The organism is Hymenobacter tibetensis (assembly GCF_022827545.1).
Classification (GTDB): domain Bacteria; phylum Bacteroidota; class Bacteroidia; order Cytophagales; family Hymenobacteraceae; genus Hymenobacter; species Hymenobacter tibetensis.
Genome location: NZ_CP094669.1, coordinates 4,592,245 through 4,615,261, shown reverse-complemented (window position 1 = coordinate 4,615,261; position 23,017 = coordinate 4,592,245). Strand labels below are relative to the sequence as shown.

Annotated in this window: 16 protein-coding genes; 5 read left to right on the top strand and 11 right to left on the bottom strand. The window is 52.7% G+C overall.

Translation table 11 applies throughout. From position 1 onward, the window contains the following. Positions 1–157: 157 nt before the first annotated feature. From MTX78_RS18460 to MTX78_RS18450, 3 genes are all read right to left on the bottom strand, one after another. Entirely contained in the window at positions 158–2,191 is a 2,034-nt protein-coding gene (locus MTX78_RS18460) for an OmpA family protein (protein ID WP_243797288.1), read from the bottom strand. An 80-nt stretch (positions 2,192–2,271) separates the two neighbouring features. Next, positions 2,272–3,339: a tetratricopeptide repeat protein gene (locus MTX78_RS18455; RefSeq protein ID WP_243797287.1), complete on the bottom strand. Its 1,068-nt coding sequence runs from the start codon at positions 3,337–3,339 to the stop codon at positions 2,272–2,274. 122 nt (positions 3,340–3,461) lie between these two features. Further along, positions 3,462–3,755: a hypothetical protein gene (locus MTX78_RS18450; RefSeq protein ID WP_243797286.1), complete on the bottom strand. Its 294-nt coding sequence runs from the start codon at positions 3,753–3,755 to the stop codon at positions 3,462–3,464. Between the two features lie 316 nt (positions 3,756–4,071). Here MTX78_RS18450 and MTX78_RS18445 point away from each other — a divergent pair, with 316 nt between their 5' ends. After that, positions 4,072–4,494: a BrxA/BrxB family bacilliredoxin gene (locus MTX78_RS18445; protein WP_243797284.1), complete on the top strand. Its 423-nt coding sequence runs from the start codon at positions 4,072–4,074 to the stop codon at positions 4,492–4,494. A 101-nt stretch (positions 4,495–4,595) separates the two neighbouring features. Here MTX78_RS18445 and MTX78_RS18440 read toward each other — a convergent pair whose 3' ends face one another. Both MTX78_RS18440 and recQ read right to left on the bottom strand, forming a co-directional pair. After that, positions 4,596–6,668 carry a M3 family metallopeptidase gene (locus tag MTX78_RS18440; protein ID WP_243797283.1) on the bottom strand — a complete coding sequence of 691 codons (2,073 nt, stop codon included), beginning with the start codon at positions 6,666–6,668 and terminating at the stop codon, positions 4,596–4,598. 206 nt (positions 6,669–6,874) lie between these two features. After that, positions 6,875–9,061, bottom strand: coding sequence for a DNA helicase RecQ (gene recQ / locus MTX78_RS18435; RefSeq protein ID WP_243797282.1), 2,187 nt, complete (start codon positions 9,059–9,061; stop codon positions 6,875–6,877). Positions 9,062–9,239: 178 nt separating this feature from the next. Between recQ and MTX78_RS18430 the strand changes: the two genes are divergently transcribed. Continuing rightward, positions 9,240–10,217, top strand: coding sequence for a KpsF/GutQ family sugar-phosphate isomerase (locus MTX78_RS18430; protein WP_394805595.1), 978 nt, complete (start codon positions 9,240–9,242; stop codon positions 10,215–10,217). A gap of 142 nt (positions 10,218–10,359) precedes the next feature. Beyond that, positions 10,360–11,448: a mannose-1-phosphate guanylyltransferase gene (locus MTX78_RS18425; RefSeq protein ID WP_243797279.1), complete on the top strand. Its 1,089-nt coding sequence runs from the start codon at positions 10,360–10,362 to the stop codon at positions 11,446–11,448. 119 nt (positions 11,449–11,567) lie between these two features. Here the strand turns inward: MTX78_RS18425 and rlmB are convergent, their stop codons facing one another. The 5 genes from rlmB to MTX78_RS18400 all read right to left on the bottom strand — a co-directional run bounded on the left by rlmB (position 11,568) and on the right by MTX78_RS18400 (position 18,815). Then, positions 11,568–12,572: a 23S rRNA (guanosine(2251)-2'-O)-methyltransferase RlmB gene (gene rlmB, locus MTX78_RS18420; RefSeq protein WP_317258912.1), complete on the bottom strand. Its 1,005-nt coding sequence runs from the start codon at positions 12,570–12,572 to the stop codon at positions 11,568–11,570. Then, the gene (locus tag MTX78_RS18415; RefSeq protein ID WP_243797277.1) at positions 12,536–13,744 is read right to left on the bottom strand and encodes a GWxTD domain-containing protein; all 1,209 of its coding nucleotides are present in this window, start codon (positions 13,742–13,744) and stop codon (positions 12,536–12,538) included. The genes rlmB and MTX78_RS18415 overlap by 37 nt, the downstream gene beginning before the upstream one ends. A 124-nt stretch (positions 13,745–13,868) precedes the next feature. Beyond that, a complete protein-coding gene (locus MTX78_RS18410; protein WP_243797276.1) occupies positions 13,869–16,868 on the bottom strand; it encodes a glycosyltransferase family 117 protein in 3,000 nt (999 codons plus the stop codon). Between the two features lie 216 nt (positions 16,869–17,084). Further along, positions 17,085–17,720: a T9SS type A sorting domain-containing protein gene (locus MTX78_RS18405; protein ID WP_243797274.1), complete on the bottom strand. Its 636-nt coding sequence runs from the start codon at positions 17,718–17,720 to the stop codon at positions 17,085–17,087. Between the two features lie 303 nt (positions 17,721–18,023). Next, entirely contained in the window at positions 18,024–18,815 is a 792-nt protein-coding gene (locus MTX78_RS18400; protein WP_243797272.1) for a biotin--[acetyl-CoA-carboxylase] ligase, read from the bottom strand. Positions 18,816–18,830: 15 nt separating this feature from the next. On the opposite strand from MTX78_RS18400, the gene rsfS reads away from it, so the two are divergent. Beyond that, positions 18,831–19,226, top strand: a complete 396-nt coding sequence (gene rsfS, locus MTX78_RS18395) for a ribosome silencing factor (RefSeq protein WP_243797270.1) — start codon at positions 18,831–18,833, stop codon at positions 19,224–19,226. An 88-nt stretch (positions 19,227–19,314) separates the two neighbouring features. Beyond that, entirely contained in the window at positions 19,315–21,438 is a 2,124-nt protein-coding gene (gene ftsH, locus MTX78_RS18390; RefSeq protein WP_243797268.1) for an ATP-dependent zinc metalloprotease FtsH, read from the top strand. Positions 21,439–21,699: 261 nt separating this feature from the next. Here ftsH and MTX78_RS18385 read toward each other — a convergent pair whose 3' ends face one another. Next, positions 21,700–22,968 (bottom strand): tol-pal system protein YbgF, encoded by a 1,269-nt coding sequence (locus tag MTX78_RS18385; RefSeq protein WP_243797267.1) that lies wholly within the window; start codon positions 22,966–22,968, stop codon positions 21,700–21,702. Between the last annotated feature and the right edge of the window lie 49 nt (positions 22,969–23,017).

Below are 23,017 nucleotides of genomic sequence, written 5' to 3'. Positions count from 1 at the left end.
ATGGTCGGTAGCAAACTGTAGCAAGATACAGCCCCGGTATAGGTGAGCCGCCGATGTATCGGGGAAATACGGCCTTTACCCGACGAATCATGTCTTTGACACCACGAGGAAAAAGTACGGCGGCGCAAACGCCGCCGCATCTTTGTGTGGCCGGTGCCTACTTACCCGTTACCTTGAACTCGGTACGGCGGTTTTTCTGGCGGTTACCTTTCGTTGTGTTAGGCGCTACAGGCTGCGTGTCGCCGTAGCCAGCAAACGTAAGGCGGTCTTTGCTGACGCCTTTCCCAACCAAGTAGTCCACCACGGCTTTGGCCCGCCGCTGGCTAAGGTCTTTGTTGTAAGCCGCGTTGCCTACGTTGTCGGTATGGCCGGATATTTCTAGGCGCAGGGCAGGCGTCTCCGTCAGCAGAGCCTGTAAGCGGGTTAATTCACCAGTGCTTTCTTTGCGTAACGAAGCTTTATCAAAGTCAAAGAAAATGTTGTTGAGCACCACCTTCACCCCGACATCCAGCTTCTTAAGCTCGATGTCTTTTACCACCTCCGAGTAAGCTGCCCCAGCTGGCAAGTCGAAGTTTTCGGAGTGGAACAAGTACCCTTCCTGCCGCACCACAATACCGTAGTTTATACCTGACGGCAACGAAACCAAGTAGCGCCCCGACTGAGCATTGGCTCGAAACGAAGCAATAGTCTGGTTCAGCGAATTATCTACCACGTCAATGGTGGCCTCCACAGGCTGTTTGGTAGCCGCATCCGTGACGGTGCCTTTCAGAATAGTCACCTGTGATGTGGCAACCGGAACTGGCGGAGCCAGCAGCGTTTCCTTCACGGGCAGCGCACGCGACGCTAATAGTTGGTCTTCTTGGCTAAGAACAGGTGGTTTTTCGGGGCCCAGAAACGTAATCTGGTAGATGTCCTTGGAACCCATGCCATCGTCGCGGAACGAAGAATAATAACCATGACGACCCGATGCCGAAATCACGAAAAACACGTCGTCGTCGGGGGTGTTGATGGGCCAGCCCAAGTTTTCGGGCGCGCTCCACTTACCGTTTTCGAAAGTCGATTTGAAAATGTCGTAACCACCCATCGAACTATGGCCTTCCGAAGAAAAGTACATCGTCTTGCCATCTGGATGCAGGAACACGCCCTCTTCGCCGTAAGGCGTGTTGATGGCCGGCCCTAAGTTCACGGCCGGTCCCCTGCCATCTATTTCCACCTTGTAGATGTCGCGGCCACCCAAGCCGCCAGGCTTGTCGGAGACCAATAGCAAGCTTTTCCCATCCGGATAGTACGCTGCCGACGACTCGTGGGCTTTGCTGTTGATGCGGTTGCCAAGACGCTGCGGCTTGGCCCAGGTGGCGCCACGCAGGTTGGCTTCATTCAAGTCGCCACCATTGTCTTCCACATACACCAGCATGCGTTGCGCATCAGGCGCGAGGCCCACGGTGGCATCATGTCCCGCAGAATTTACCGTTTCCCCTAAGTTGCGCGCCGCACTCCACGACTCTCCTTCGCGGTTGCTTTGATACACGTCTTCAAAGAAGCCACCGGATTCGGGGTCTTTCTCTCCACCCGTAGAGCCCTGCCGCCGCGACGTGAAGAGAATCACCGATTCATCGGCCGAAATAACCGGACCGTAATCGGGATAAGGCGAGTTTACGCCCGGTCCCGCGTTGTCGATAAAGACGCGTGTAGGTTTATCAGCCAGCTTCTGGCCATTTTCACACTCCTTTAGTTTTTTCTGGATGTCCTGCGTGAAAGCAGAGGTGTTTTTGGTGCCAGTGGCGGGAATAGCTTGTTTATACTCTGCCATAGCTTCCTTCCATTTACCGTTCAGGTGCAAACCACGCCCCAGCAAATAATGAATTCGTGGATCAACCCCGGAATTGAGCTGATACGCCTTCTGTAAATAAGCTAGCGCCCGTGGCTTGAAGCCAGAATGCAAATAACAGTCTCCAATTTTAAGGTTTAGCTCGGCGTTTTCAGGGTTGAGCTTCTGTGCTTCCAGGTAGTGTGGCAACGCCTGCTCGTACCGGGGTGGGTCAGAATTATACCATTCGTCTCCCGATTTGATTTCCTTCAGTGCCGTTTTGAGGCCGTCTTTGTTGTTGCCAAATCGGTCTTTGCTGAACTCCACGCTTTGTGCGTGAGCGGCGGTAGAAAGTAGCAGAAAGGCTAATAGGTACTTATGCATATCTCTAGCAGGATTTCGTAAGCGCATAGGGGTATTGGCTACCACAATGGCTTCCGCAGATACTATTCTTGTCTCGCGCACTATTTGCTTTCCCCGCAGCCGGAATTGGCAGCGTAGTTTTCGCCAACTTCCAAGCCCAACTCCGCTGCTTTGCGCCAATCTTGGCAAGCGCCTTCTGTATTGCGAAGCATTTCGCGGGCATGACCACGATTCAAATACGCTTCGGCGTACTGGGGATTGAGGGCAATAGCTCGGCTTGCATCCGCTTCGGCCTTTTTATAATCTTCCAGCTTGAGATAAGCAGCCGCACGGTTGTTCCAAGCAAAAGCGTAAGTGCCATCTAGCGCTACTGCTCGGCCGAAATCTTCAGCGGCACCCTTGTAATCGGCGGTTTCGTAACGGGTGGCTCCTCGGTTGGTATACGCCGTAGGATTATCCTGCTTCTTCTGGAGGTAATCGGCGTAGTCTTGCAGGGCACCTTTTAGGTCACCAGCGCGCCGCTTGGCACCAGCCCGATTGAGCAGAGCGGGCAATAATTCGGGTTGCAGGGCCAACGCTTTGGTGTAATCCTGAATGGCTGCCGGATAGTTGTTGAGCTGCCGCTGCGCGCTACCCCGGTCGTGCCAGGCATAGGCATAGGCGGGGTCAGCTTTAATGGCTTGGTCAAAGTCGGCTTTAGCGGCCGCGTAATCAGCCTTCTCGAAGCGCAGGGCACCGCGGTAGTACCACGCTGGAGCATAGGCAGCATTTGCCTCAACGGCTTTTGTATAATCCTGTTCTGCTTCGGCTGCTTGCTTTAAGGCCTCATGTGCTTGCGCCCGCCCAAAGTAAGCGGTGCCGCTGGTGGGCTCCAGCTTCAAGGCCTCGTCGTAGTCCTGCAGCGCGGGCTTATAGTCTTTCAACTCGTAGCGCGTGGTGGCTCGGTTGTAGAAAGCTTTGGCGAAGTCCGGCCGCAACGCAAGCGCCCGGTCAAAGTCTTGCATCGCGGCACGGTAGCTTTTCTGGTTGAACTTGGCCACACCGCTGTTGTAAAACTTTTCAGCTTGTTGGGCAGGCGGAAGGGTAGAAGCCCGCACGGAATCGACCTGTGCTTGCGCCGCTAGGCTGGTCAAGCTAAGAGTACCCGTTAGAAGTAGTAGTTTCAACATCACATCCAGTCAGTTTGCTTTGACTGGATAAATATAATTTTTATTGCGTAGACGCGACGAATTGGGCTGAAAAATTATTGGCTCGTGTAATTATTTTAAGACGAAGTAGAAGCTTGCTTCGGTTAGATTGTAAGCTGCGTCCGAACCAAGGTTTCCCACTCATGCCGGACACTACCTTGAAAGACAGGCTGTCCGGCTCGGCGGTACCAATAGCCAGCATTAGTGGTATCATTTTCTTGCCGATGCAGCAGGGCATGTAGCCAGTCGTATAGTGCCTCGCCTTCATGATCTTGAGCGATTTCATGGGCATCGGCCCATTCGTTGCGGCCTGCGTGCCAAAGTGCCTGTAGCAACGGAGAGAGGTTGCTGGGAGGGGTGTGTTGCGTAAGCGAAGCACTAAACTCGGCGTAAGTCATAACTTAAAAAAACGGGTGGTTGTGCTTCTAACGAGGCAGTGTGTTGAGGTTACGAAGTATAGCGTGCTCTTGGTTACCCTAGCGCCACTCCGACTGTGCTGCAGCTACTACGGTGGACGGACCCAGAGTGGTATGAAACTGTGCGGTCTGCAGCGCTAAACCGAAAAAGCCGTTGCACTGGTAGTGTTTTCGGTAGTTAGCTGCTATAAAATCAAACTTCCTGTGAGCCGCCAATGTTTGCGTATTTTTGCAATACCAACGACTAGTTGTAGCTCGTTGTCTTTTCACCTCTCACCCCAACGCCTAGCTTTTACCTATGGCTACGTACCCAGAATACATGGTAGCACCGATTCGTCAGGACCTCGTGGAGGCCGGTTTCGAGCAACTGATGACCCCCGAAGAAGTGGACGCCGTCCTCAACGAGCAAAGCGGTACCGTATTGGTAGCCGTTAACTCGGTGTGTGGCTGCGCTGCCGGCAAAGCCCGCCCCGCCCTGAAAATGGCTGTGGCCAGCTCTGAAAAGAAGCCCACTAAACTTGTGACCGTATTTGCCGGCATGGAGACCGAAGCTGTAGCGAAGGTCCGCGAGCATTTACTGCCTTATCCTCCTAGCAGCCCCGCTATTGCCCTGTTCAAAGACGGCGAGCTGGTGCACATGATCGAGCGTTACCACATCGAAGGCAACGACATGATGCGCATTGTCAACAACCTGCAAGGCGCTTTCGAAGAGTATTGCTAGTTTTCGGTGCTAGCCCCAAAGCAAAACGGCTTGTAGCATCTGCTACAAGCCGTTTTGCTTTGGGGCTAGCACTCATTCAGAAGGCCGACGAGTAGCGCTACTTATAGTCCCAACGATTTAAAGAATGCTTCCTGATTCGGTTCGCGGCCGAGAAAGTTCTTCACCAGGGTGTATTCGTCGTCGGTGCCGCCTTTAGCCAGAATCATGTCGCGGTAACGAAGGCCGGTTTTTTGGTCCATCACGCCATTCTTCTCGAACACCGAGAACATATCCTCGGCATACACTTTCGACCACAGGTAGCCATAGTAACCCGCGGCATAGCCCGTCAAGTGGCCAAACGCGGCCTGCATGTTAGTGCCATCGAGGTAGGCAAAGGGAGTCAGTTGGTTTTGCAGCTTCTTCAGCACTTCGGTGGTTGTTTCGGTGCCGTTTGGGTCGAACTTGTCGTGCAAGGTCATGTCGAGGGTGCCGTACAAAATCTGCTGTGAAGCCCCAATGCCAGAACCGACGTTGCGGGCAGCCCACATCTTATCATACAGCGGCTTGGGCAGTACCTCTTCGGTTTGGTAGTGCTTGGCGAAGGTCTTGAGAGCATCGTAGTTCCAAGCCCAGTTCTCCAGAATCTGCGAAGGAGCCTCTACAAAGTCGCGCTTCACGCTGGTACCCGACTGGCTCGATAGCTCGGCCGTGGTCACCAAGTTGTGCATTACGTGGCCGAACTCGTGGAAGAACGTAACCACTTGGCTGTGGCTCATCAGGGCCGGCTTACCGGGCGTGGGCGCGTTGAAATTGCAAAGCAGCGCCGCGGTGGGCAACTGGTAGCCCTTGCCCGTTGCCTTGCCCGATTCTATTCCAAAGCAGGCGGCATGGGTGTATTTGTTTTCGCGCGGAAACAGGTCGATGTAGAAACGACCGATGAGCTTGCCGTCGCGCTGTACCTCAAACATACGCGCGTCCTTGTGCCACACCGACGGCTCCTTCACCTCGTTGAACTTCAAGCCAAATAGCTGCTGCGTGGTCTGAAACAGGCCATCTACCACGTGGTTTACCTCGAAGTATTCCTTTACTTTCTCGGCATCGAGCTGGTATTTGTCTTTCATCAGCAGATTGCTGTAAAAGCCACTTTCCCAAGGCGCAATCGTCTTCACGCTTGGGTCTTTCAAGTAGGCCCGCTTCACCACTAACAGTTCTTCCAGATCCTGCTGGCTTTTCTGCTTCACCCGGTCCACCAGCTTGGTTTCAAAAGCCCACACTGTTTCAGGCGTTTTGGCCATGCGGCTGCTGGTTTGATAGGCGGCGTAAGTTTTGTAGCCTAGCAATTGTGCCTTCTTCTGACGTTCAATTAGTATTTGCTTTAGCACCTCCAGGTTGGTGTCGGCGGCGCGATTATTATACAGCGTGTAGAGCTGTTTGCGCATCGCCTCCGACTCGGCGTACTTCATAAACGTGCTGTATGTCGGGCCGTCCACCCCAATGCGGTAGGCGTCGCCGACCTTAGTGCGGCTTTTCTTGAAGTCGTCGGGCAGGCCCTTCATGTCGGCTTCGCTCACCATTAGGAAGCTTTGGTCCTTAGCAATATTGGCTCCGAATGCAATGCTTAGGTCGCCAATTTTGTCGTTGAGTTGTTGCAGCTCCTTGCGCTTCTCGGGCGTGAGAGCGAAGCCGTTACGCTCGTATTCCTCAATCGTTTCAGTCAGAAACTTCTTGTGCGCACCGGTCAGGGCCTGGGCTTCTTTGGTTTTCGAATAGTCCTTTACTGCTCGGTATAGCTTCTCGTCTAGCGCCAGCTCGTTGCCATACTTGCTGATTTGGGCCAGACTTTTCTGGGCCTGGTTGCGGATGGTGGAGTCGGGGCTGGCATTGAACAGAATGCTGATGGGACCCGCCACCCGGTCGATGTCGTCGCTGAGGTTATCGAAGGCCACCATGGTGTTGGCAAACGTGCGCTTGCCGGCCGGTACAGTGTAGATAGTGTTCAACGAGGTTTTGGTGCCTGCAATAACAGTAGCCGTCGCCTGCTGTACATCCGCCTTCGTGACTTTGGCGAAGGCAATAGGCTGGTTGAAGGCCGGCATTAGCGGATTGGAAGCTGCCGCCACGCTGAGTACTGTCAAAGAGCTGACTACCAGCGTCAGGCCTGCCCGTACGGATGTAAAAGAAGTATGAATGGACATCAGAGGATGAGGTTGAGAAGAGAGGCTTTGAAGGTAGCTAGTTTACAGTATGTATCATATAGAAAATATGATGTATTCATCTTCAACTGCCGCAAAATAGCTCTGGCTTACCCCTCAATAGAAAAAGCCGCTCCCATAAGGAAGCGGCTTTCAAATCAAGACCCGGTGTAGGAATGGCGCTTGTAAAATCGCCGAAATAAAAGTTTCTAGTTGGCTACTTCGCTTAGGAACTTGATACGCATCAGGCGCAGATCTTCTTCGGTGTAGTCATCGGTGCCTAGCTCTTTAAGGGCCACCGCAATATTGTCGGTGCTGGCCGTCATGAAGTAATCGTAGATTTCCTCTTGGCGCTCTTCGTCCAAGATACCGTTGATGTAGTAGTCGAGGTTGAGCTTGGTGCCGGAATAGCAGATGTGCTCGATTTCTTCCATCAGCTCGCGCATGTCGATGCCCTTAGAGGAAGCAATTTCCTCTAGGTCCATCTTTTTGTCGATCTGCTGGATGATGTAAATCTTGATTTTCGACTTGTTGACAGCCGATTTCACCACCACGTCGGAGGCCGTCATGATGTCGTTTTCCTCGACATACTTCTTGATAAGCGCCAAAAAGGGTGAGCCAAATTTCTGGGCTTTTCCTTGGCCTACACCGCCCACATGCGCTAGCTCATCGAGCTTGGTGGGGAATGTAGTGGCCATTTCTTTCAGCGATGGGTCCTGGAAAAGAACGTACGGAGGTAGTTCCTTTTCCTTGGCCATTTTCTTCCGCAGCGCCTTCAGCATCTCGAACAGGGTTTCGTCGTGGCCAGCGGCTTGCTGCACCTCTTCCTGCTCCTGCTCTTCCTTGACCTCCTCGTCGTAGTCGTGGTCCTTGGTGAGCTTAATTGAATGGGGATTCTCGATGAAGTCCATACCCTTGTCGGAGATTTTTACAACGCCAAAGTTTTCAATATCCTTCTCTAAGAAACCAAAAATCAAGCACTGGCGCAACAACGAATGCCAATATTGTGCATCGTGGTCTTTGCCTTGCCCGTAGATGGGTAACCCGTTGTGGCCGTAGCTTTCAACGTGCGCATTGTTCATGCCCATAAGCACGGTCCCGATGTGGTCGATACCGAAGCGCTGCTCGGTTTGAACAACTGCTTTGAGGGCCAGCAATACCTCTTGTTGGGCTTCAAACCGCTCTTTCGGGTGTTTGCAGTTGTCGCAGAAGCCGCAGTCTTTCTCGAAATGCTCGCCGAAGTAGTGCAGCAACTGCTTGCGCCGGCACACCGCCGAATCGGCGTAGTTGGCCATTTCCTGGAGGAGCAACTTGCTGTTGTCGCGCTCGGTTACGGGCTTGTCTTTGTTGAACTTCTCTAGCTTTACGATGTCGTCGTAGCTATAGAACATCAGGCAGTCGCCGTCGAGACCGTCGCGGCCGCCGCGGCCGGTTTCCTGGTAGTAGCCCTCAATGCTTTTCGGGGTGTCATAGTGAATAACAAAGCGTACATCGGGCTTGTCGATACCCATGCCGAAGGCAATGGTTGCCACAATAACGTCGCAGTCTTCGCTCAGAAAGGCGTCTTGGTTGGCCATGCGTATGTGCGGATCCAAGCCTGCGTGGTAAGGTAGGGCCCGCACATCGTTCACCTTCAGCAACTCGGCAATTTCTTCTACCTTCTTGCGGCTCAAGCAATAAATAATGCCTGCCAACCCCTTGCGCTGTTTCACATACTGAATCAGTTGCTTCTTGGTGTTGTGCTTAGGGCGAACTTCGTAGTAGAGGTTGGTACGGTTGAACGACGTTTTGAAAACGCTGGCGTCGTCCATCTGCAGGTTCTTCTGAATATCCAGCTGCACCTTAGGCGTAGCGGTGGCCGTCAGAGCAATGATAGGTACCTGCCCAATGTTGTCGATGATGCCACGAATCCGACGATACTCGGGGCGGAAGTCGTGGCCCCATTCTGAAATACAGTGCGCCTCATCAATAGCGACAAAAGAAATGGTTGCCTTTTGCAGGAAATCGATGGTTTCGTCTTTGGTCAGGCTTTCGGGAGCAACGTAGAGCAGCTTCACTTCGCCGCTGATAACGTCTTTTTTCACCCGGTTCATCTCGGCCTTGGTCAGAGTCGAGTTCAGAAACTGTGCGTTTACCCCGAAGGCGTTGAGCTGGTCGACCTGATTTTTCATCAGGGCAATAAGTGGAGAGATGACAATGGCTGTGCCAGGCAGTACGAGGGCAGGTAATTGATAGCAAAGGCTTTTACCAGCACCTGTCGGCATAATAACGAACGTATTATGCCCCTCGATAACGTTCTGGATGATGGCCTCCTGCGTGCCGCGGAACTGACCGTACCCAAAAACTTCCTTTAACTTGCCTTTCAAATCAGCACCTTGGCTGATTGCATTGTTCACGGCTGGCATTGACATCCTCACTTGCTCGGTTGGAAGATTCAGATAAGTTTCATCTGCACAAAACAGGTTGCTTATCTCAATCTAGGGAATTTTGAAGTATTCGGTAGGAGACATTAAAGGAGTAAGACAAATACGCTCTATCTCGCCCTCCAATACTCAATACCTAATCAAATTTAGATTGAAACCGCAAAACGAACTTCATTCCATTGCAAAAAAAGTGCTGCAGCACGAAGCGGAAGCAATTCTGGGCGTAGCAGAGGCTATCGAGCAAACGCCAGATTTTGCACTCTGTGTAGGGGCAATACTCTCACTACGAGGGAGGGTGGTGGTTACGGGAATTGGAAAGAGCGCGCACATTGCCAGTAAAATGGTAGCTACTCTCAACTCCACTGGCACCCCCGCCTTGTTCATGCACGCTGCCGATGCCATCCACGGGGACTTGGGCATGATACAGCCAGACGACTTTGTGGTGGCCATCAGCAAAAGCGGTGATACGCCCGAAATAAAAGTGCTGGTGCCGCTGCTTAAGCGCAAAGGTGTGCCTATGGCGGCCCTTGTCAGCAACGCCGATTCTTACTTGGCGCAGCAGGCCGACTACATTCTGCATGCTCCCGTAACGCGCGAAGCCTGCCCACATAACTTAGCGCCCACCACTAGCACTACCGCCGCGCTAGCGCTTGGTGATGCGCTGGCCGTGTGTCTGTTGGAAAGCCGGGATTTCACTCGCCAAGATTTTGCCCGCCTGCACCCTGGGGGTACCCTGGGCAAGCAACTGTATTTGAAAGTGGGCGACTTAAGCCGGCAAAACCAGCAGCCGCAGGTGCACGAAACGGCGCCACTCAAAGAGATTATCTTGGAAATATCAGGTAAGCGGCTGGGAGCTACGGCCGTCCTTGATACCGTCGGTCAGTTGCGGGGCATTATTACGGATGGCGACTTACGCCGGATGCTCACTACGTTTGAGGGCCGGCTAGAGGACGTGCGAGCACTGGATATCCTCACACCCAGTCCGGTGACAGTTGATATCGATGATTTTGCAGTGGAGGCCTTGGCCCGAATGCAAGAGCGTAACATCACGCAGCTTATTGTTACGGAGCAGAGCCGGTTTTGCGGCTTTATTCATCTCCACGATTTGCTACGCGAAGGCTTGGTATAGCTTGAAAAAGACAGATAATAGGAGCAATACCTTGAGCAGCGGTTGTCGCGCTTTCATTACATTATCTAGCTATTCTATATGGTTCGCGTTAAAATCGGATATTTGCATACCTCTAATTCCTTAGCTGCACTACTTCCTGTTTATGATGCAACACACCTATCTCGTCGTAATGGCGGGCGGCATTGGTAGCCGCTTTTGGCCCTTCAGCCGTACCAACCACCCCAAGCAATTCCATGATGTATTAGGCGTAGGCCGCTCGATGCTTCAGCTAACTGTCGACCGGTTTGCAGGGGTTTGCCCGCCTGAGAACGTGTTTGTAGTTACGAACCGAGATTACAAGGAATTGGTACAGCAGCATCTACCGGATCTGCCAGCCGACCAAATTTTGGGTGAGCCCATCGGGCGCAATACTGCTCCTTGCATTGCGTACGCCAGCTACTGCATTGCCAAGCGCGACCCTCAGGCTGTCATTGTGGTATCACCCGCCGATCATGCGGTGCTACGGGAAGACGAGTTTCGGAACGTCATCAGCCAAGCTATTGATGTGGCGCGCACCCACGAAGTTCTCATTACGCTCGGCATTCAGCCGTCGCGTCCCGACACAGGCTATGGCTACATCCAGTACATTGATGAGGAGGCCAGCGACCTGCCAAACGGGCTGAAAAAGGTGAAAACCTTCACTGAGAAGCCGAATTTGGAACTGGCGCAAATGTTCTTGCAAAGCGGCGACTTCCTTTGGAATTCTGGCCTATTTGTATGGCGCGCCGACGTGATTGTGCAAGCGTTCCACCAGTACCTGAGTGATATTGCGGAAGTGTTCGACGACGGGCAAGCGCAACTCGGTACAGCACAGGAAGAAGCTTTTATCACGGAGGCCTATTCCCGGTGCCGCAACATCAGCATCGACTACGGCATCATGGAGAAGGCAGACAACGTGTTTGTACTGCCCGCTGACTTCGGTTGGAGCGACCTAGGTACCTGGGATTCGCTGCACCGCATGGGTCGTCGTGACGAAAACAACAACGTCATCGATGGTGATGCCATTCTTTATGACACCACGGAGTGCGTTATCAAAACGCCCTCTGAGCGCCTAGTAGTAGTGCAGGGCCTAGACGGGTACATCATTGCTGAGTACGACAACGTGCTCCTGATCTGCAAGCGCACCGAGGAACAGCGCGTGAAGGAATTTGTGGCCGATGTAAAAGCCAAAAAGGGAGTGGGCTACAACTAACGACACATTCTCCCGAGCTTAAGCATCGGGTAGAATACTTCGTTGTTACAATGCTCTTACAGAAAAAGGCCCTTGATACCATGTAGTATCAAGGGCCTTTTTCTGTAAGAGCATTGTAGCTATGCCTTTACTAGGCGCTGACGCAGTACCTCGAACAGCATAATGCCACTAGCAACAGAAACGTTGAGTGAGCCGATTTGGCCAGTCATGGGGATGCGGAGACGATGATCGGCGAGGCGTAGGTACTCGGGGGAAATGCCGTCTTCTTCGGAGCCCATGAGCACTGCTACAGGGCCCGTGAGGTCAACAGTGCCGGTCTCCAGGCTGGCATCAGCCTTCTCCGTACAAGCCACCACCTGTACACCTGATTCGCGTAAGAAGATAAGAGTGTTCTTCAGGTTGGGTTCCCGGCATACCGGTACTATGTTCAGCGCGCCTGCAGATGTTTTTACGGCATCACCGTTGATTTGGGCCGCACCATGGGCAGGCACCACAATAGCGTGTACCCCCATGCATTCGGCATTACGTGCAATGGCACCGAAGTTACGTACATCGGTTACGCGGTCCAGAATCAATAGAAAAGGCGTTTTGCCTTCTTCATACAGCCCAGCTAGAATGCTGTCAAGCGGCATGTAGTCGATTGGCGACACGAAAGCTACCGCGCCCTGGTGATTTTTGCGGGTCAGGTTATCGAGCTTCTCGATTGGCACCGACGAAACCGGAATGCCTTGCTGCCGGGCTAGGTCGTTGATTTCTTGGGTGAGGCTGTTCTTGGTGCCACGCAGCAGGAAAATCTTCTCCAGTGTCCGCCCAGCACTTAGGGCTTCCATAATGGGCCGCAAGCCAAACAGCATATCGATGCTACGGTCGGGGGCGGGCCGGTTGGAGTAGCGTGGTTTTTCCTTGTCGTAAGAGCGGCCTTCGTTGCCGCGTATTGCCTCAGGGCGACTGTCATTGCCCTCCGAGCGAGTCTCGGGCCGCCGGTAGCCGCCGGGCGTTTCGCCACTAGCGGCAGCGCGCCCTGCCTCCCGACGCGGGGCACGGGGCACCGGACGATTTTCAGAATCGTAGTAACTGCGGCGCTCTTTTAGCGGCCGAGGGCGGTCGTCGTTGCTTTTCTCCATTGCTCCACGGCGGCATACCAGAGACGTTCGTACTCGGGACGGCGCACCAATTCATAGTGTTCGGGAGCAAAGGTACTGGGTTTAGGTCGGAACGTATAAGTCGCCGATGCACCATTGTTAGTACCATGATACACCCACCGCTCGTCCTGAGCAGTCCGGTACACGGCGTCGGGCGGACCCAGGGCTATATATAGCATACCCCGGTCAGTCATCCACCCGGCTTTGTGAGCCACAAATAGCTCGTTGGCTGCTTGGGCGCGCCCATAGTATGTCCGAATGGCTTGCCGGGCTATGGTTTGCTGGCCGGCAGCAGCACTGAGCCAGAACTGGTCCACGGCACGCTTGGGATTGGGTGCGTCGTACAGCTTTTTTCGCTCTGCTGAAGTAGTTAGGTATACCAGCGGTTGAATCAGTTCGTCGGCTGTCGTTAGCTCTGGATAGTCTTCATCCGTGACCAGCACCCCCAGCAAGGGCTTTTCGCCGGCCAAGCGCAGGGTGTAAAGTCCTGCTTCCGGTAGCACCACGGACATGCCGGCCCGAAAAGCCAAGGAGTCACTGACCGGAAGGGTAGGAGAAGCGCTGGATTGGCGGGCTGGATCAGCATGGGGAGGTAGCGCGGCCACAAACGGAGCCGCATAGCGACGCACCAACACTGCTATATCCTGCCCATAGCGGTCCACAAGAAAAGGCTCACTAGACCGGACGTAGCGGCGCAACAATGGGGTGCCCAAACTATCAGTTAGGATGTAGGGCCGAGCCAGCCGAGCAGTGGTAACAGATAGCCAAGCGGCGTCGCCGGTAGCGGCTTCGGCGGCCGGCGCGCAGGCCAGGCTGAGCATAGTACCGCTGGTTAGCTTGGCAATAGGTAGGCAGAATTCCACCAGTGCACCTTGGCCGTCGGGGCGGATACGACGGGCCAACTGCTTTACGGTATCCGTCCAGAGGGGGCGGCGAGCGTCAAAACTAGGCCATGCACTAATGCGGAGGGGCTGGCCTTGCCGCAGCACACTGGCATTGGGAAAGCGCAGATATACACGCAAGCTGTCCGCTTCCCGGCGTGTATCAAGCAACAAACGTCGGTCAGGGCGGTACTGATCGGAAAACTCCCGCTTTTGCGCAGTGGCGTGCACCAAACTCACAGCCAGAAGTACTAGCAACAAATAACCTTTCATGGGAAATGGCATACAGGCTGTAACGAGAAGTTCCACTTCGCGAACGAAAGAACGGCAACCTAAGAGCAGGTTCGTTCAACGCTCACGAAGTGGAACTTCGCATTCTAGTAGCTCAGTATCTTACTTACTGCCGCGGATAATATTGATTCATTATTTCCAGCGCCTTGCTGGCGCGGCCCTGGTCACCGATTTGCTCGGCCGCCCGGTACACACTCTGCACGCTTAGCAGATACGTCTGATTTTCCATATCAAACAGTGCCGGGTTGTGCGTCTGGAAATAAGGCAATGCCACTTGAGCCCGGCTGAGCATCTTGTCCATGATGTCGTTGGCACGGTCTTTTTCGCCTACTGCTACCAATGCTGGGACAAACTGCGGAGAGTAGTAGTCGTAGGGAATCGAGGCGTCAGGCATCACTGCGAAGCACTTGTCAAGTACTTCCTTGGCTTTGGCTTTGTTGCCTTCGGCTAGATAGGTGTTGGCTAAGCGAGCAAACTTGTCGCGGTAGTTGGCCGGGAAACGTAGGTGGTTTTCGTCGTAGAAAACGCCTGGGTCGTTGAGGTTACGGAAGGCGAACTTCTTCATGAGGTTGTCATACATCAAGTCCTTGGCTACGTAGCCCTCGTCGCCGCGAGGCTGATAGTTGGGGTCTTTCAGTGGCAACACTCGGTAAGCCATGCCCTCCAACTGGAAGTAAGGCTGAAGGTTCATGAAGTCGCCGCCAGCCACAGTGCTAGAGAAGTAGATCGGCCGCTGCCAGTTATTGGTCGCCAGCATGTCCAGAATCACTAAGTTTTTCTTTTCAATGGCGCCTTTGCCCATATTCCACTCCATGCGGGATACCAGCTGTTTGCGCCGTTCGGCTGGTACAATGCCCAACTTTTCAACGGCGGTTGTGTCCACATCAAGGTAAAAATTCGGACTCGGGAACGACATCATAGCAGGGCCGCTCTCGTCGTACGATACCTTCAACAGGTCACTGTTCTGCGTGACTAGCTGAACGAATTCCTTTAAGTTGATTTGCTTGACGGCGGGATTCTCAGCGAAGGGGAGGTAGTCGTTGGTGCCTTGCTTGTAGCGGTCGGCCGGCATGGAAATAGGCAGCGGCTGTGACTTGTACGAGCGGTTCTTCATCTGCTGGATATACCAGTCCGTGTTCAAGTAACTAAGTACTGCTACCCGCACATCGGTGCGTACTCCTTCCACTTCCTGCGCATACCAAAGCGGGAAAGTGTCATTATCACCGTTGGTGAAAAGGATAGCATTAGGCTGCAACGAGTTGAGCAGGTTCTTGGCCGAATCCACAGAGTTGTAGCGCCCCGAACGGTCGTGGTCGTCCCAGCCTTGAGCCAGCAATAGCACAGGCGCCACAAGGCCAAGTACCGTTGCCGTCATGGCGCGGCCGGTATCGGCTTTCAGCACCGAGCGTAGGAGCTCAGCCAGTCCGAGCACGCTCAACCCAATCCAGATGGCAAAAGCATAGGTAGCACCCGTAAACGTGTAGTCTCGTTCGCGCGGCTCGATGGGCGGCTGGTTGAGATACACCACAATAGCTAAGCCCGTGAATACGAACAGTAAGCCGACAATAAAGGCGTTGCGTGAATCGCGGCGAGCATGGAAGAACAAGCCAATCAAACCCAAAATAAGCGGGATGGCGAAGAAGTTGTTGCGTGCTTTGCTGTCGGCCATGCGCTCCGGTACACCTGCTTTGCCGCCCTGCCAAGGCCACAAGCCTCCCGACTGTTGAACGTCGCTTTCGCGGCCTACGTAGTTCCAAAGGAAGTAACGCCAGAACTGGTGGCCCATCTGGTAGCGAAACAAAAAGGATAGATTTTGACCCATGGTGGGTTTCACTCCTTCTTGAATATCCACCCACTTTTGGTAGTTGTAGATATGCTCGGGCTGTGGGCTGTAAATGCGCGGCAACAGCATCTTGTCGGCATCGTCGTAGACCACCACTTGACGCTTTTCTGCTACTACGTACTTGTTGCCTTCCCGTACATAGCGTGGGGCACCTTCATCGTAGCGAACAGGGCGAGCATTGAATTGTGGACCGTAAAGCAAAGGACGGTCGCCGTACTGCTCCCGCTTAAGGTAGCTCACAAAGCTGAGCACATCCTCGGGGTTGTTTTCGTTGATGGTAGGGTGGTAGCTGCTCCGGATAGGAATAATGAGGTAGCTAGAGTAGCCAATCAAGATGAACACCAAGCTAAGCATGGCCGTGTTGAGCAGGCGGTTGCGCTGCTTCAACGAGTAGCGGAAGCCAAGCACTAGCAGGGCCACGAAAAGCACCAAGAAGATGACAATGCCCGAGCTGAAGGGTAGCCCGACGCTGTTCACAAAGAACACTTCGAATCCGCCCGCCAACGATGGCAAGCCTGGTATAATGCCCACCAGAATCAGGCCGACCAGCACCAGACTAAGCACCAGTGTGATGATGCCGCCCAAAGGTGTGGGGTTAGCGGTGCGACGGTAATAGTAGATGAAGGCCAAGGCTGGCAGGGCCAGCAAGTTCAGTAAGTGCACCCCAATGGAGAGGCCTACTACATAGGCAATCAGAATCAGCCATTTATCGGAATCGGCTTCGTGGGCGCGGTTTTCCCACTTTAGCATGATCCAAACCACGGCCGCTGTAAACAAGGACGACATGGCGTACACCTCGCCTTCCACGGCATTAAACCAGAACGAATCAGAAAAGGCAAACGATAAGGCACCGACGACACCAGCGCCCAGTATCAACAGACTCTGCCCAAATGTGGGTTCAGGAGCGCCTGGTACCGAGTGGCCCACAGCACCCGAGTGGTGCAGAACCAGCTTCTTGGCCAGAATGGTGATAGTCCAGAATAGGAATAGCACAGTGAACGAACTGCTCAGCGCCGACAAGGCATTGACTAGCACCGAAACCTTGGTAACATCACCGAAAGAGAACAGCGAAAACAAGCGACCAAGCAGCAGGAAAAGCGGGGCTCCAGGGGGGTGCGGTACCAGCAGCTTGTAGGAACAGGCAATAAACTCGCCGCAGTCCCAGAACGAAGCGGTAGGCTCCAGCGTGATTAGGTACACAATGGTGGCAATGGCAAACACCAGCCAACCAACTAGATTATTCAGGCTTTTGTATGAGCGCATACGAGAATTAAGTAGAGGGGCAGGCCCCAGTCGTCGTCGCCTGACGCGGGCTTATGGTCGAGAAATGAAAGATGCAGAACGTCAAAAGTAGACAATAAATCCGGCCGCACAGTGCCCTATTCCACTCCTTAGAAGGCTATTGCTTGAGCTGGTACATAAAAAAAGCGGCCACAGAAGGTGGCCGCTCTCCTAAAAGAAGAAGTACGAATAGCTAAACTAGTTCTGTAATACGAATCTTTTCGTAGATAACACTCTCTCGTTTAGCACCAGGCTATAAAAATACATGCCAGCTGGCAAATCAGACAGATTAAGTGGCATCCCAGTGTTGGACGCTTCAGTCCGTAACGAAAAAGAGCGGATTTCCCGACCCAAAATGTTGGTCAAGCGCAACTTGTACTCGGGACCTACCTTCTGGTTTAGGGTTACCACCACCAGTCCTCTGCTCGGATTAGGGTATACACTTAATGCTGCACCAGCGGCCTTAGCATCAAGAGTTGCTTGCGGAGTGTTGCTTACCATGATGTTGCCAATCATGCCTGCGCGTGGAGTCCCACCAGAATGCGCTGAGCAGTAATAATTGAAGGAGCCGAGTGTGATAAACGGCTGTGACGTGTAAGAGGTGTTGGCTGGGCTGATTGTGAAAGTTGACCACAACGCCGGCGAAGAATCCGAAACGGTAGGATGGCTTTGGTTGCCAACATTAGTCCACCGTATTATATCGCCCGGACGGATAACCACGTTCTGCGGGCGATAGAAGTTATCACCAACTTCCACCGTAACGGTAGCAGCAAGCGCTGACAGTTGCGCCAGTAGTAAGGCCAACATCCCAACTAAGCGGGTAGAAATTTTCATATGAAAGAAGCGTTGCAAAAAAGCTGCCTAGTGGCAAGCTATCAAATATAGGCTTTTTCTGGTATTTAGCGCAAGAGTTCTTAAGAGCAACTCGCGTTTGTGGATGAAGTAAGACAAGCACCGTGCCTAACTAACCCGAAACATAGATGACACTCAGAGCGAAAAGGTTGCGTTGCGCGTGAGTGCGCTGGCCTCGTACCTCTAGCTGTCTACTCGTTATCCAACAGCTAAAGGTTGCCTTTTGCTTGTTCTAGCTATAAAAATATCTGCGTATAGCTTTTATACATCGACCAAACAGTGATACTAAATGATGTACTTAATTTCTTTCAAATCAAAATGACGCAACTGCCCGCTGATCGATAAAGCGAGGCGCCCGGCCTCATCCACATCCACAATCTCACCTGTTACCTGATGGTTATCTACCTCATACAGATGAGGCTCTCGGTAGCGGTAAAGCACTTGCCGGTAGTTCTGTCGGAGAACTCCCAGCCCCCCAGCACGTAGCTGCAAATAGCGCCGTTCTAGGTGTTCGAGCAGGCGGCTTGCTAGAATTGGCAGGTCGTAGGCCCGTCCGGTTAGAGCCGCTAAAGACGTGGCGGTAGGCACCTGAAATTCACGTTGATTAATATTCATTCCAATTCCTACCACGCTATGCTGAATCATTGTGCCACTAAGCGTGTTTTCAATCAGGATACCACCTAGCTTGCGGTTCCCGAAAAAAATATCGTTTGGCCACTTCACCCGAAGCGCGGGGTCGGGGCCAAGAAGCGTCGTCGCCCAGTCGTGCACTGCTAATGCTACTGCTTGGCTGAGTTGAAACTGGTCGGGCGCTGGCAAGAAGGTGGGGCGCCAAACCACCGACATTGTCAGGTTTTCGCCGGGCGCAGCCTCCCAACGGTTGCCACGCTGGCCGCGTCCGGCGGTCTGTTTGTCGGTTATTACCACGCAGCCGTCGGTGGCGCGGTTTCTGTGAATAAGAGCTTGCGCTTCACTGTTGGTTGAAGCGCATTCGGGCAACGAAACCACTTGGCGGCCCGTGAATAGCGTTTGGGGGATAATAGCCTCCACGTGTTTTTCGTACTTTGTGATGATCAAACCTAACAATACCCCATGAAAAGTACCCTGGTTCAACAGGATTCGGACAAGTTGGCAGATGTAGTAGTACGCGGTATGCAGGAGAAAAAAGGCCTGGATATCGTTGTGATGAACCTCAAGGAGCTTAAAAATGCCGTATCGGATTATTTTATTATCTGCTCGGCTTCATCAGATACCCAAATCGATGCCATTGCGCGTTCGGTGGAGGAAGAAGTAGAGAAACTTACTGGTCAGAGCCCTTGGCAAACCGAAGGTCGTATGAACCGCGAGTGGGTACTGCTCGACTATGTGGATGTAGTAGTCCACGTATTCCTGCGCGACCGGCGGCAGTTCTACGCACTGGAAGAGCTATGGGGTGATGCCGAAATTCAGCACATCGAAGAAGAGACTGTTTTCAGTTCATTAAAGTAAAGTGTGCTGGTTTCCGTCTGTTAGCGGGAACAAACACACTGGCGGGGTGTTCCGCCTTTGATCTTTTGCCTTAGCCAATCTTAGTTTCATGTCAGATAACACGCCCAAAAAAAAGAAGCCTATGTTGCCTAGCCCGGCCCCAAAACCTGGCATGCAACTCTGGCTGCTCGCCGGGCTGGTTTTATTTCTGTGCGCCTGGCTGTTCTTCAACCAGAGCGGCAACACAGTAGAGATAAATCAGCAGAAATTCGAGCAAATGTATACCGCCGGCGACGTGCGGGATGTACGCTTGCTCACCGATCGGTCGGTAGTGGAGGTGTCGTTGAAGAACGAGGCCGTCCGAACCGACAAATACAAGGCTCTTCTGAGCCGTCGTGGGCCTCTTACCTTCGAGGCAAGCCCGCAGTTCAGCTTCCGAGTAGTTGACGGAAAAACTTTTAAGGAAGACTTCGAGAAGCTGCAAGCTAACGTTCCATTAGAGCAGCGCATCGGCATCACGTTCGATACGCGTACTGGCTATGGCGACCTGGTAACTACGTGGGGTTTCACTATCCTGTTATTCGTAGGCTTTTGGTTCTTGATGCGCCGCATGAGCGGTGGCGCTGGGGCCGGTGGTCAGATATTCAACATCGGGAAAAGCCGTGCCGCACTATTTGAAGGTGGCGACAAGGTGAAAATCACGTTCAAGGATGTGGCCGGTTTGGAAGAGGCCAAAGAGGAAGTACAAGAAATTGTAGAGTTTCTCAAGAACCCTTCGAAGTTCACCATTTTGGGCGGTAAAATCCCGAAAGGTGCCTTGCTGGTTGGCCCTCCTGGTACCGGTAAAACCCTGTTGGCTAAAGCTGTAGCTGGCGAAGCAGACGTGCCATTCTTCTCGCTTTCGGGTTCCGACTTCGTTGAGATGTTCGTGGGTGTCGGTGCTGCTCGGGTACGTGACTTGTTTAAGCAAGCCAAGTCGAAAGCTCCCTGCATTATCTTTATCGACGAAATTGACGCCGTAGGCCGTAGCCGTTCGCGTGGCAACATGCCCGGCGGCAACGATGAGCGCGAAAACACGCTCAATTCGCTGCTGGTCGAAATGGACGGTTTCGGTACTGACTCTGGTGTCATCATCCTTGCTGCTACTAACCGCCCCGATACGCTCGACTCAGCGCTGCTGCGCCCCGGCCGTTTTGACCGCCAGATCAGCATTGATAAGCCAGACATCAATGGCCGCACCGAGATTTTCCAGGTGCACTTGAAGCCCCTAACGCTAGGCCCCGACGTAGAGGCCCGTCGTTTGGCAGCCCAGACTCCTGGCTTTGCTGGGGCTGAAATTGCCAACGTCTGCAACGAAGCTGCCCTTATTGCTGCCCGTCGCGACAAGAAGATGATTACCATGCAGGACTTCACCGACGCTGTTGACCGCGTTATTGGAGGTCTGGAGAAGAAGAATAAGATTATCAGCCCCGATGAGAAGCGCATCGTAGCCTACCACGAAGCTGGCCACGCTATTGCGGGTTGGTTCCTGGAGCATGCTGATCCGTTGGTGAAAGTGAGCATTGTACCTCGTGGGGTAGCTGCGCTGGGGTATGCTCAGTACTTGCCTCGTGAGCAGTTCCTATACAACACCGAGCAGCTCACTGACGAGATGTGCATGACCTTGGGTGGACGTGCCGCCGAGGATATTGTGTTCGGCAAAATCTCAACCGGTGCGTTGTCTGACTTAGAGCGCATCACCAAAATGGCGTACTCTATCGTGACGATGTATGGGATGAACTCCAAGCTGGGGAACGTCTCTTATTATGACTCGAAGGGACAAAACGAGTACGGGTTCTCGAAGCCTTACTCCGAGTCTACCTCGCAGATGATAGACGAGGAAGTGCGCAACATCATTGAAAATGCATACATCCGCACCAAAGAGTTGTTGACTGAACGTCGGCACGAACTGGAAGTAGTAGCCAAAGAGTTGCTTGACAAGGAAGTGCTGCTTCAGGATGATTTAGAGCGTTTGGTAGGCAAGCGGCCACATGGCGTGCAAACCAACTACCAAGCCCACATGGCCGGTACCGACCGTAGCGAGACATTAAGTGAGCGGAAGCAGGAGCATTCTAATGGGGTGCCCCTTAGCGACGACTTGCCTGACTTGAATTTGCCTGGTATCGATGCTGACTTGCCTAATAATAGCGGTTCTTCTGCTGGTTCTGGCGGTAGCGTAGTAACCCCGATATAATATTCGATAAACAGTAAACTAAAAAAGCCAGCCCGTATAGGCTGGCTTTTTTAGTTTATTGCCTTGATCTAACTTACTCTCGTTGTCAATTACGCTGTTTGGCTACCTACAATCCAGTTACTATGCTTGTGTAAAATGAAAGCCACACTGTCTTGAAGTATTGGGTTGAGTTTTCCACTTAAAGACAGTGAACGCAAAACGTGGACACCGAAACTGTTCCAACAGCTCAAATACCCGCGCTAAAAAGAAGTTAGTTGAGTATTAGTTTGCTTTTACGTCCAGAGAAGACAGCCGGCTTTTTGCGGATGTCTTCTTAGAAGGCTTGTATTCAGAAGTGTAGGAAGGCCCCTGTTGCTGCCGTATATCGGCTTTCATCACTTTGCGGGTCCTAAGATAATCTTTGGCTTCCAGATAGATATCAGACTTGCGCTCTGCCTTTTCTACCACTACTTGATAGTAGCGCCGCGCTGCTCCAACGTTATTCTCTTCATCAGCTATTTTGGCGAGGTTGTAGTTGGCGTGCACGTAATAGCCAACCCCAGTCTGGCCGGTAGCTTCTGAAAACACCACACAACGTTGGAAGTAGTCTTTGGCTTTGGTGGAATTCTTGTACTTGTTCTGATTTAGCCAGCCCAAATAATAGGTGGCATAGCGGCCACTGAAACCTTCATAGCCAGGCATTCCCCGGTTCAACTTGTCCAGAATATCGAGGCTTACTTGCTCACAGCGGCGGTGCTCCCCGTTGTTGAAGCACATCATGGCGTAGTAGCGCTGAAAATAGCCATTGTCGGGGTAGGTAGTGGCCAACTGCCGGGCTACCACCAATGCATCAGCAGACTTGTTTTCCCGCTCGCTCCCCAGAATCTTCATCAAGAAGAACTTAGCTTCAGGACCCGCATACATGCCGTTGTCGGCCACATTCTTGATCTGCTGCATCCCAAGCTGCCGGTTACCCTTTGGAAACAGTAGCAGGATGGGGCGTAACCACGGATGTTCTTCCGAAATCCAGGCAGCGTAATAATTAAATAGCCCTTGTCCGAGTAGAAACTCTGGGCTCAAACCATTCGCTTCTTTGCTTTTGTCTAAGTAATCGAGGGCACGTTTGCTGCTGATAGTTGCTTTGCGCAGGTCGTGGCGCTCAGCGTGCAGACGGGCGTCGAAACCGTAAGCCGCCGCAAGAAAAAAACAGGCTTCGTAGTTTTTGTTGTCGAGGTCATAGAGCCGCTCACCTTTGGTGATGGCAGTGTCCATGTAGGCAAAAAAGCTCTTGTCGTAAATGGTGTTGGTAACGTTGCTTGGCATAATCTTCCACCACGCGCTTAGTCCCATCAGGAAATAAGGCATGGGGTGTTGCGGATAGCGGCGGCGTAACGAACGGAACTGCTTTTCCGCCTGGTCGTGCTTGGAGTTGTATAAGTTGTGTACAGCGCCATCCAATTCCATTTGAATGTCAGGATTGAGCAATAACCAACTTTTAGTATCAACGACTGATGGGGCCACATCCACATTTTCCAGTGAAATGTTGCGCATGCCATTCACTAGCGTAGTATCTATGGATTGAGCATAAGAACTAATACTT

What these genes read in the sequence shown, in the direction of transcription:
- MTX78_RS18425 (WP_243797279.1), top strand. Translation starts at nt 10,360, where the DNA reads ATGATGCAACACACCTATCTCGTCGTAATGGCGGGCGGCATTGGTAGC.
- MTX78_RS18410 (WP_243797276.1), bottom strand. Translation starts at nt 16,868, where the DNA reads ATGCGCTCATACAAAAGCCTGAATAATCTAGTTGGTTGGCTGGTGTTT.
- MTX78_RS18445 (WP_243797284.1), top strand. Translation starts at nt 4,072, where the DNA reads ATGGCTACGTACCCAGAATACATGGTAGCACCGATTCGTCAGGACCTC.
- MTX78_RS18405 (WP_243797274.1), bottom strand. Translation starts at nt 17,720, where the DNA reads ATGAAAATTTCTACCCGCTTAGTTGGGATGTTGGCCTTACTACTGGCG.
- MTX78_RS18455 (WP_243797287.1), bottom strand. Translation starts at nt 3,339, where the DNA reads ATGTTGAAACTACTACTTCTAACGGGTACTCTTAGCTTGACCAGCCTA.
- rsfS (WP_243797270.1), top strand. Translation starts at nt 18,831, where the DNA reads ATGAAAAGTACCCTGGTTCAACAGGATTCGGACAAGTTGGCAGATGTA.
- MTX78_RS18440 (WP_243797283.1), bottom strand. Translation starts at nt 6,668, where the DNA reads ATGTCCATTCATACTTCTTTTACATCCGTACGGGCAGGCCTGACGCTG.
- MTX78_RS18460 (WP_243797288.1), bottom strand. Translation starts at nt 2,191, where the DNA reads ATGCATAAGTACCTATTAGCCTTTCTGCTACTTTCTACCGCCGCTCAC.
- MTX78_RS18450 (WP_243797286.1), bottom strand. Translation starts at nt 3,755, where the DNA reads ATGACTTACGCCGAGTTTAGTGCTTCGCTTACGCAACACACCCCTCCC.
- MTX78_RS18385 (WP_243797267.1), bottom strand. Translation starts at nt 22,968, where the DNA reads ATGCGCAACATTTCACTGGAAAATGTGGATGTGGCCCCATCAGTCGTT.
- rlmB (WP_317258912.1), bottom strand. Translation starts at nt 12,572, where the DNA reads ATGGAGAAAAGCAACGACGACCGCCCTCGGCCGCTAAAAGAGCGCCGC.
- ftsH (WP_243797268.1), top strand. Translation starts at nt 19,315, where the DNA reads ATGTCAGATAACACGCCCAAAAAAAAGAAGCCTATGTTGCCTAGCCCG.
- MTX78_RS18415 (WP_243797277.1), bottom strand. Translation starts at nt 13,744, where the DNA reads ATGAAAGGTTATTTGTTGCTAGTACTTCTGGCTGTGAGTTTGGTGCAC.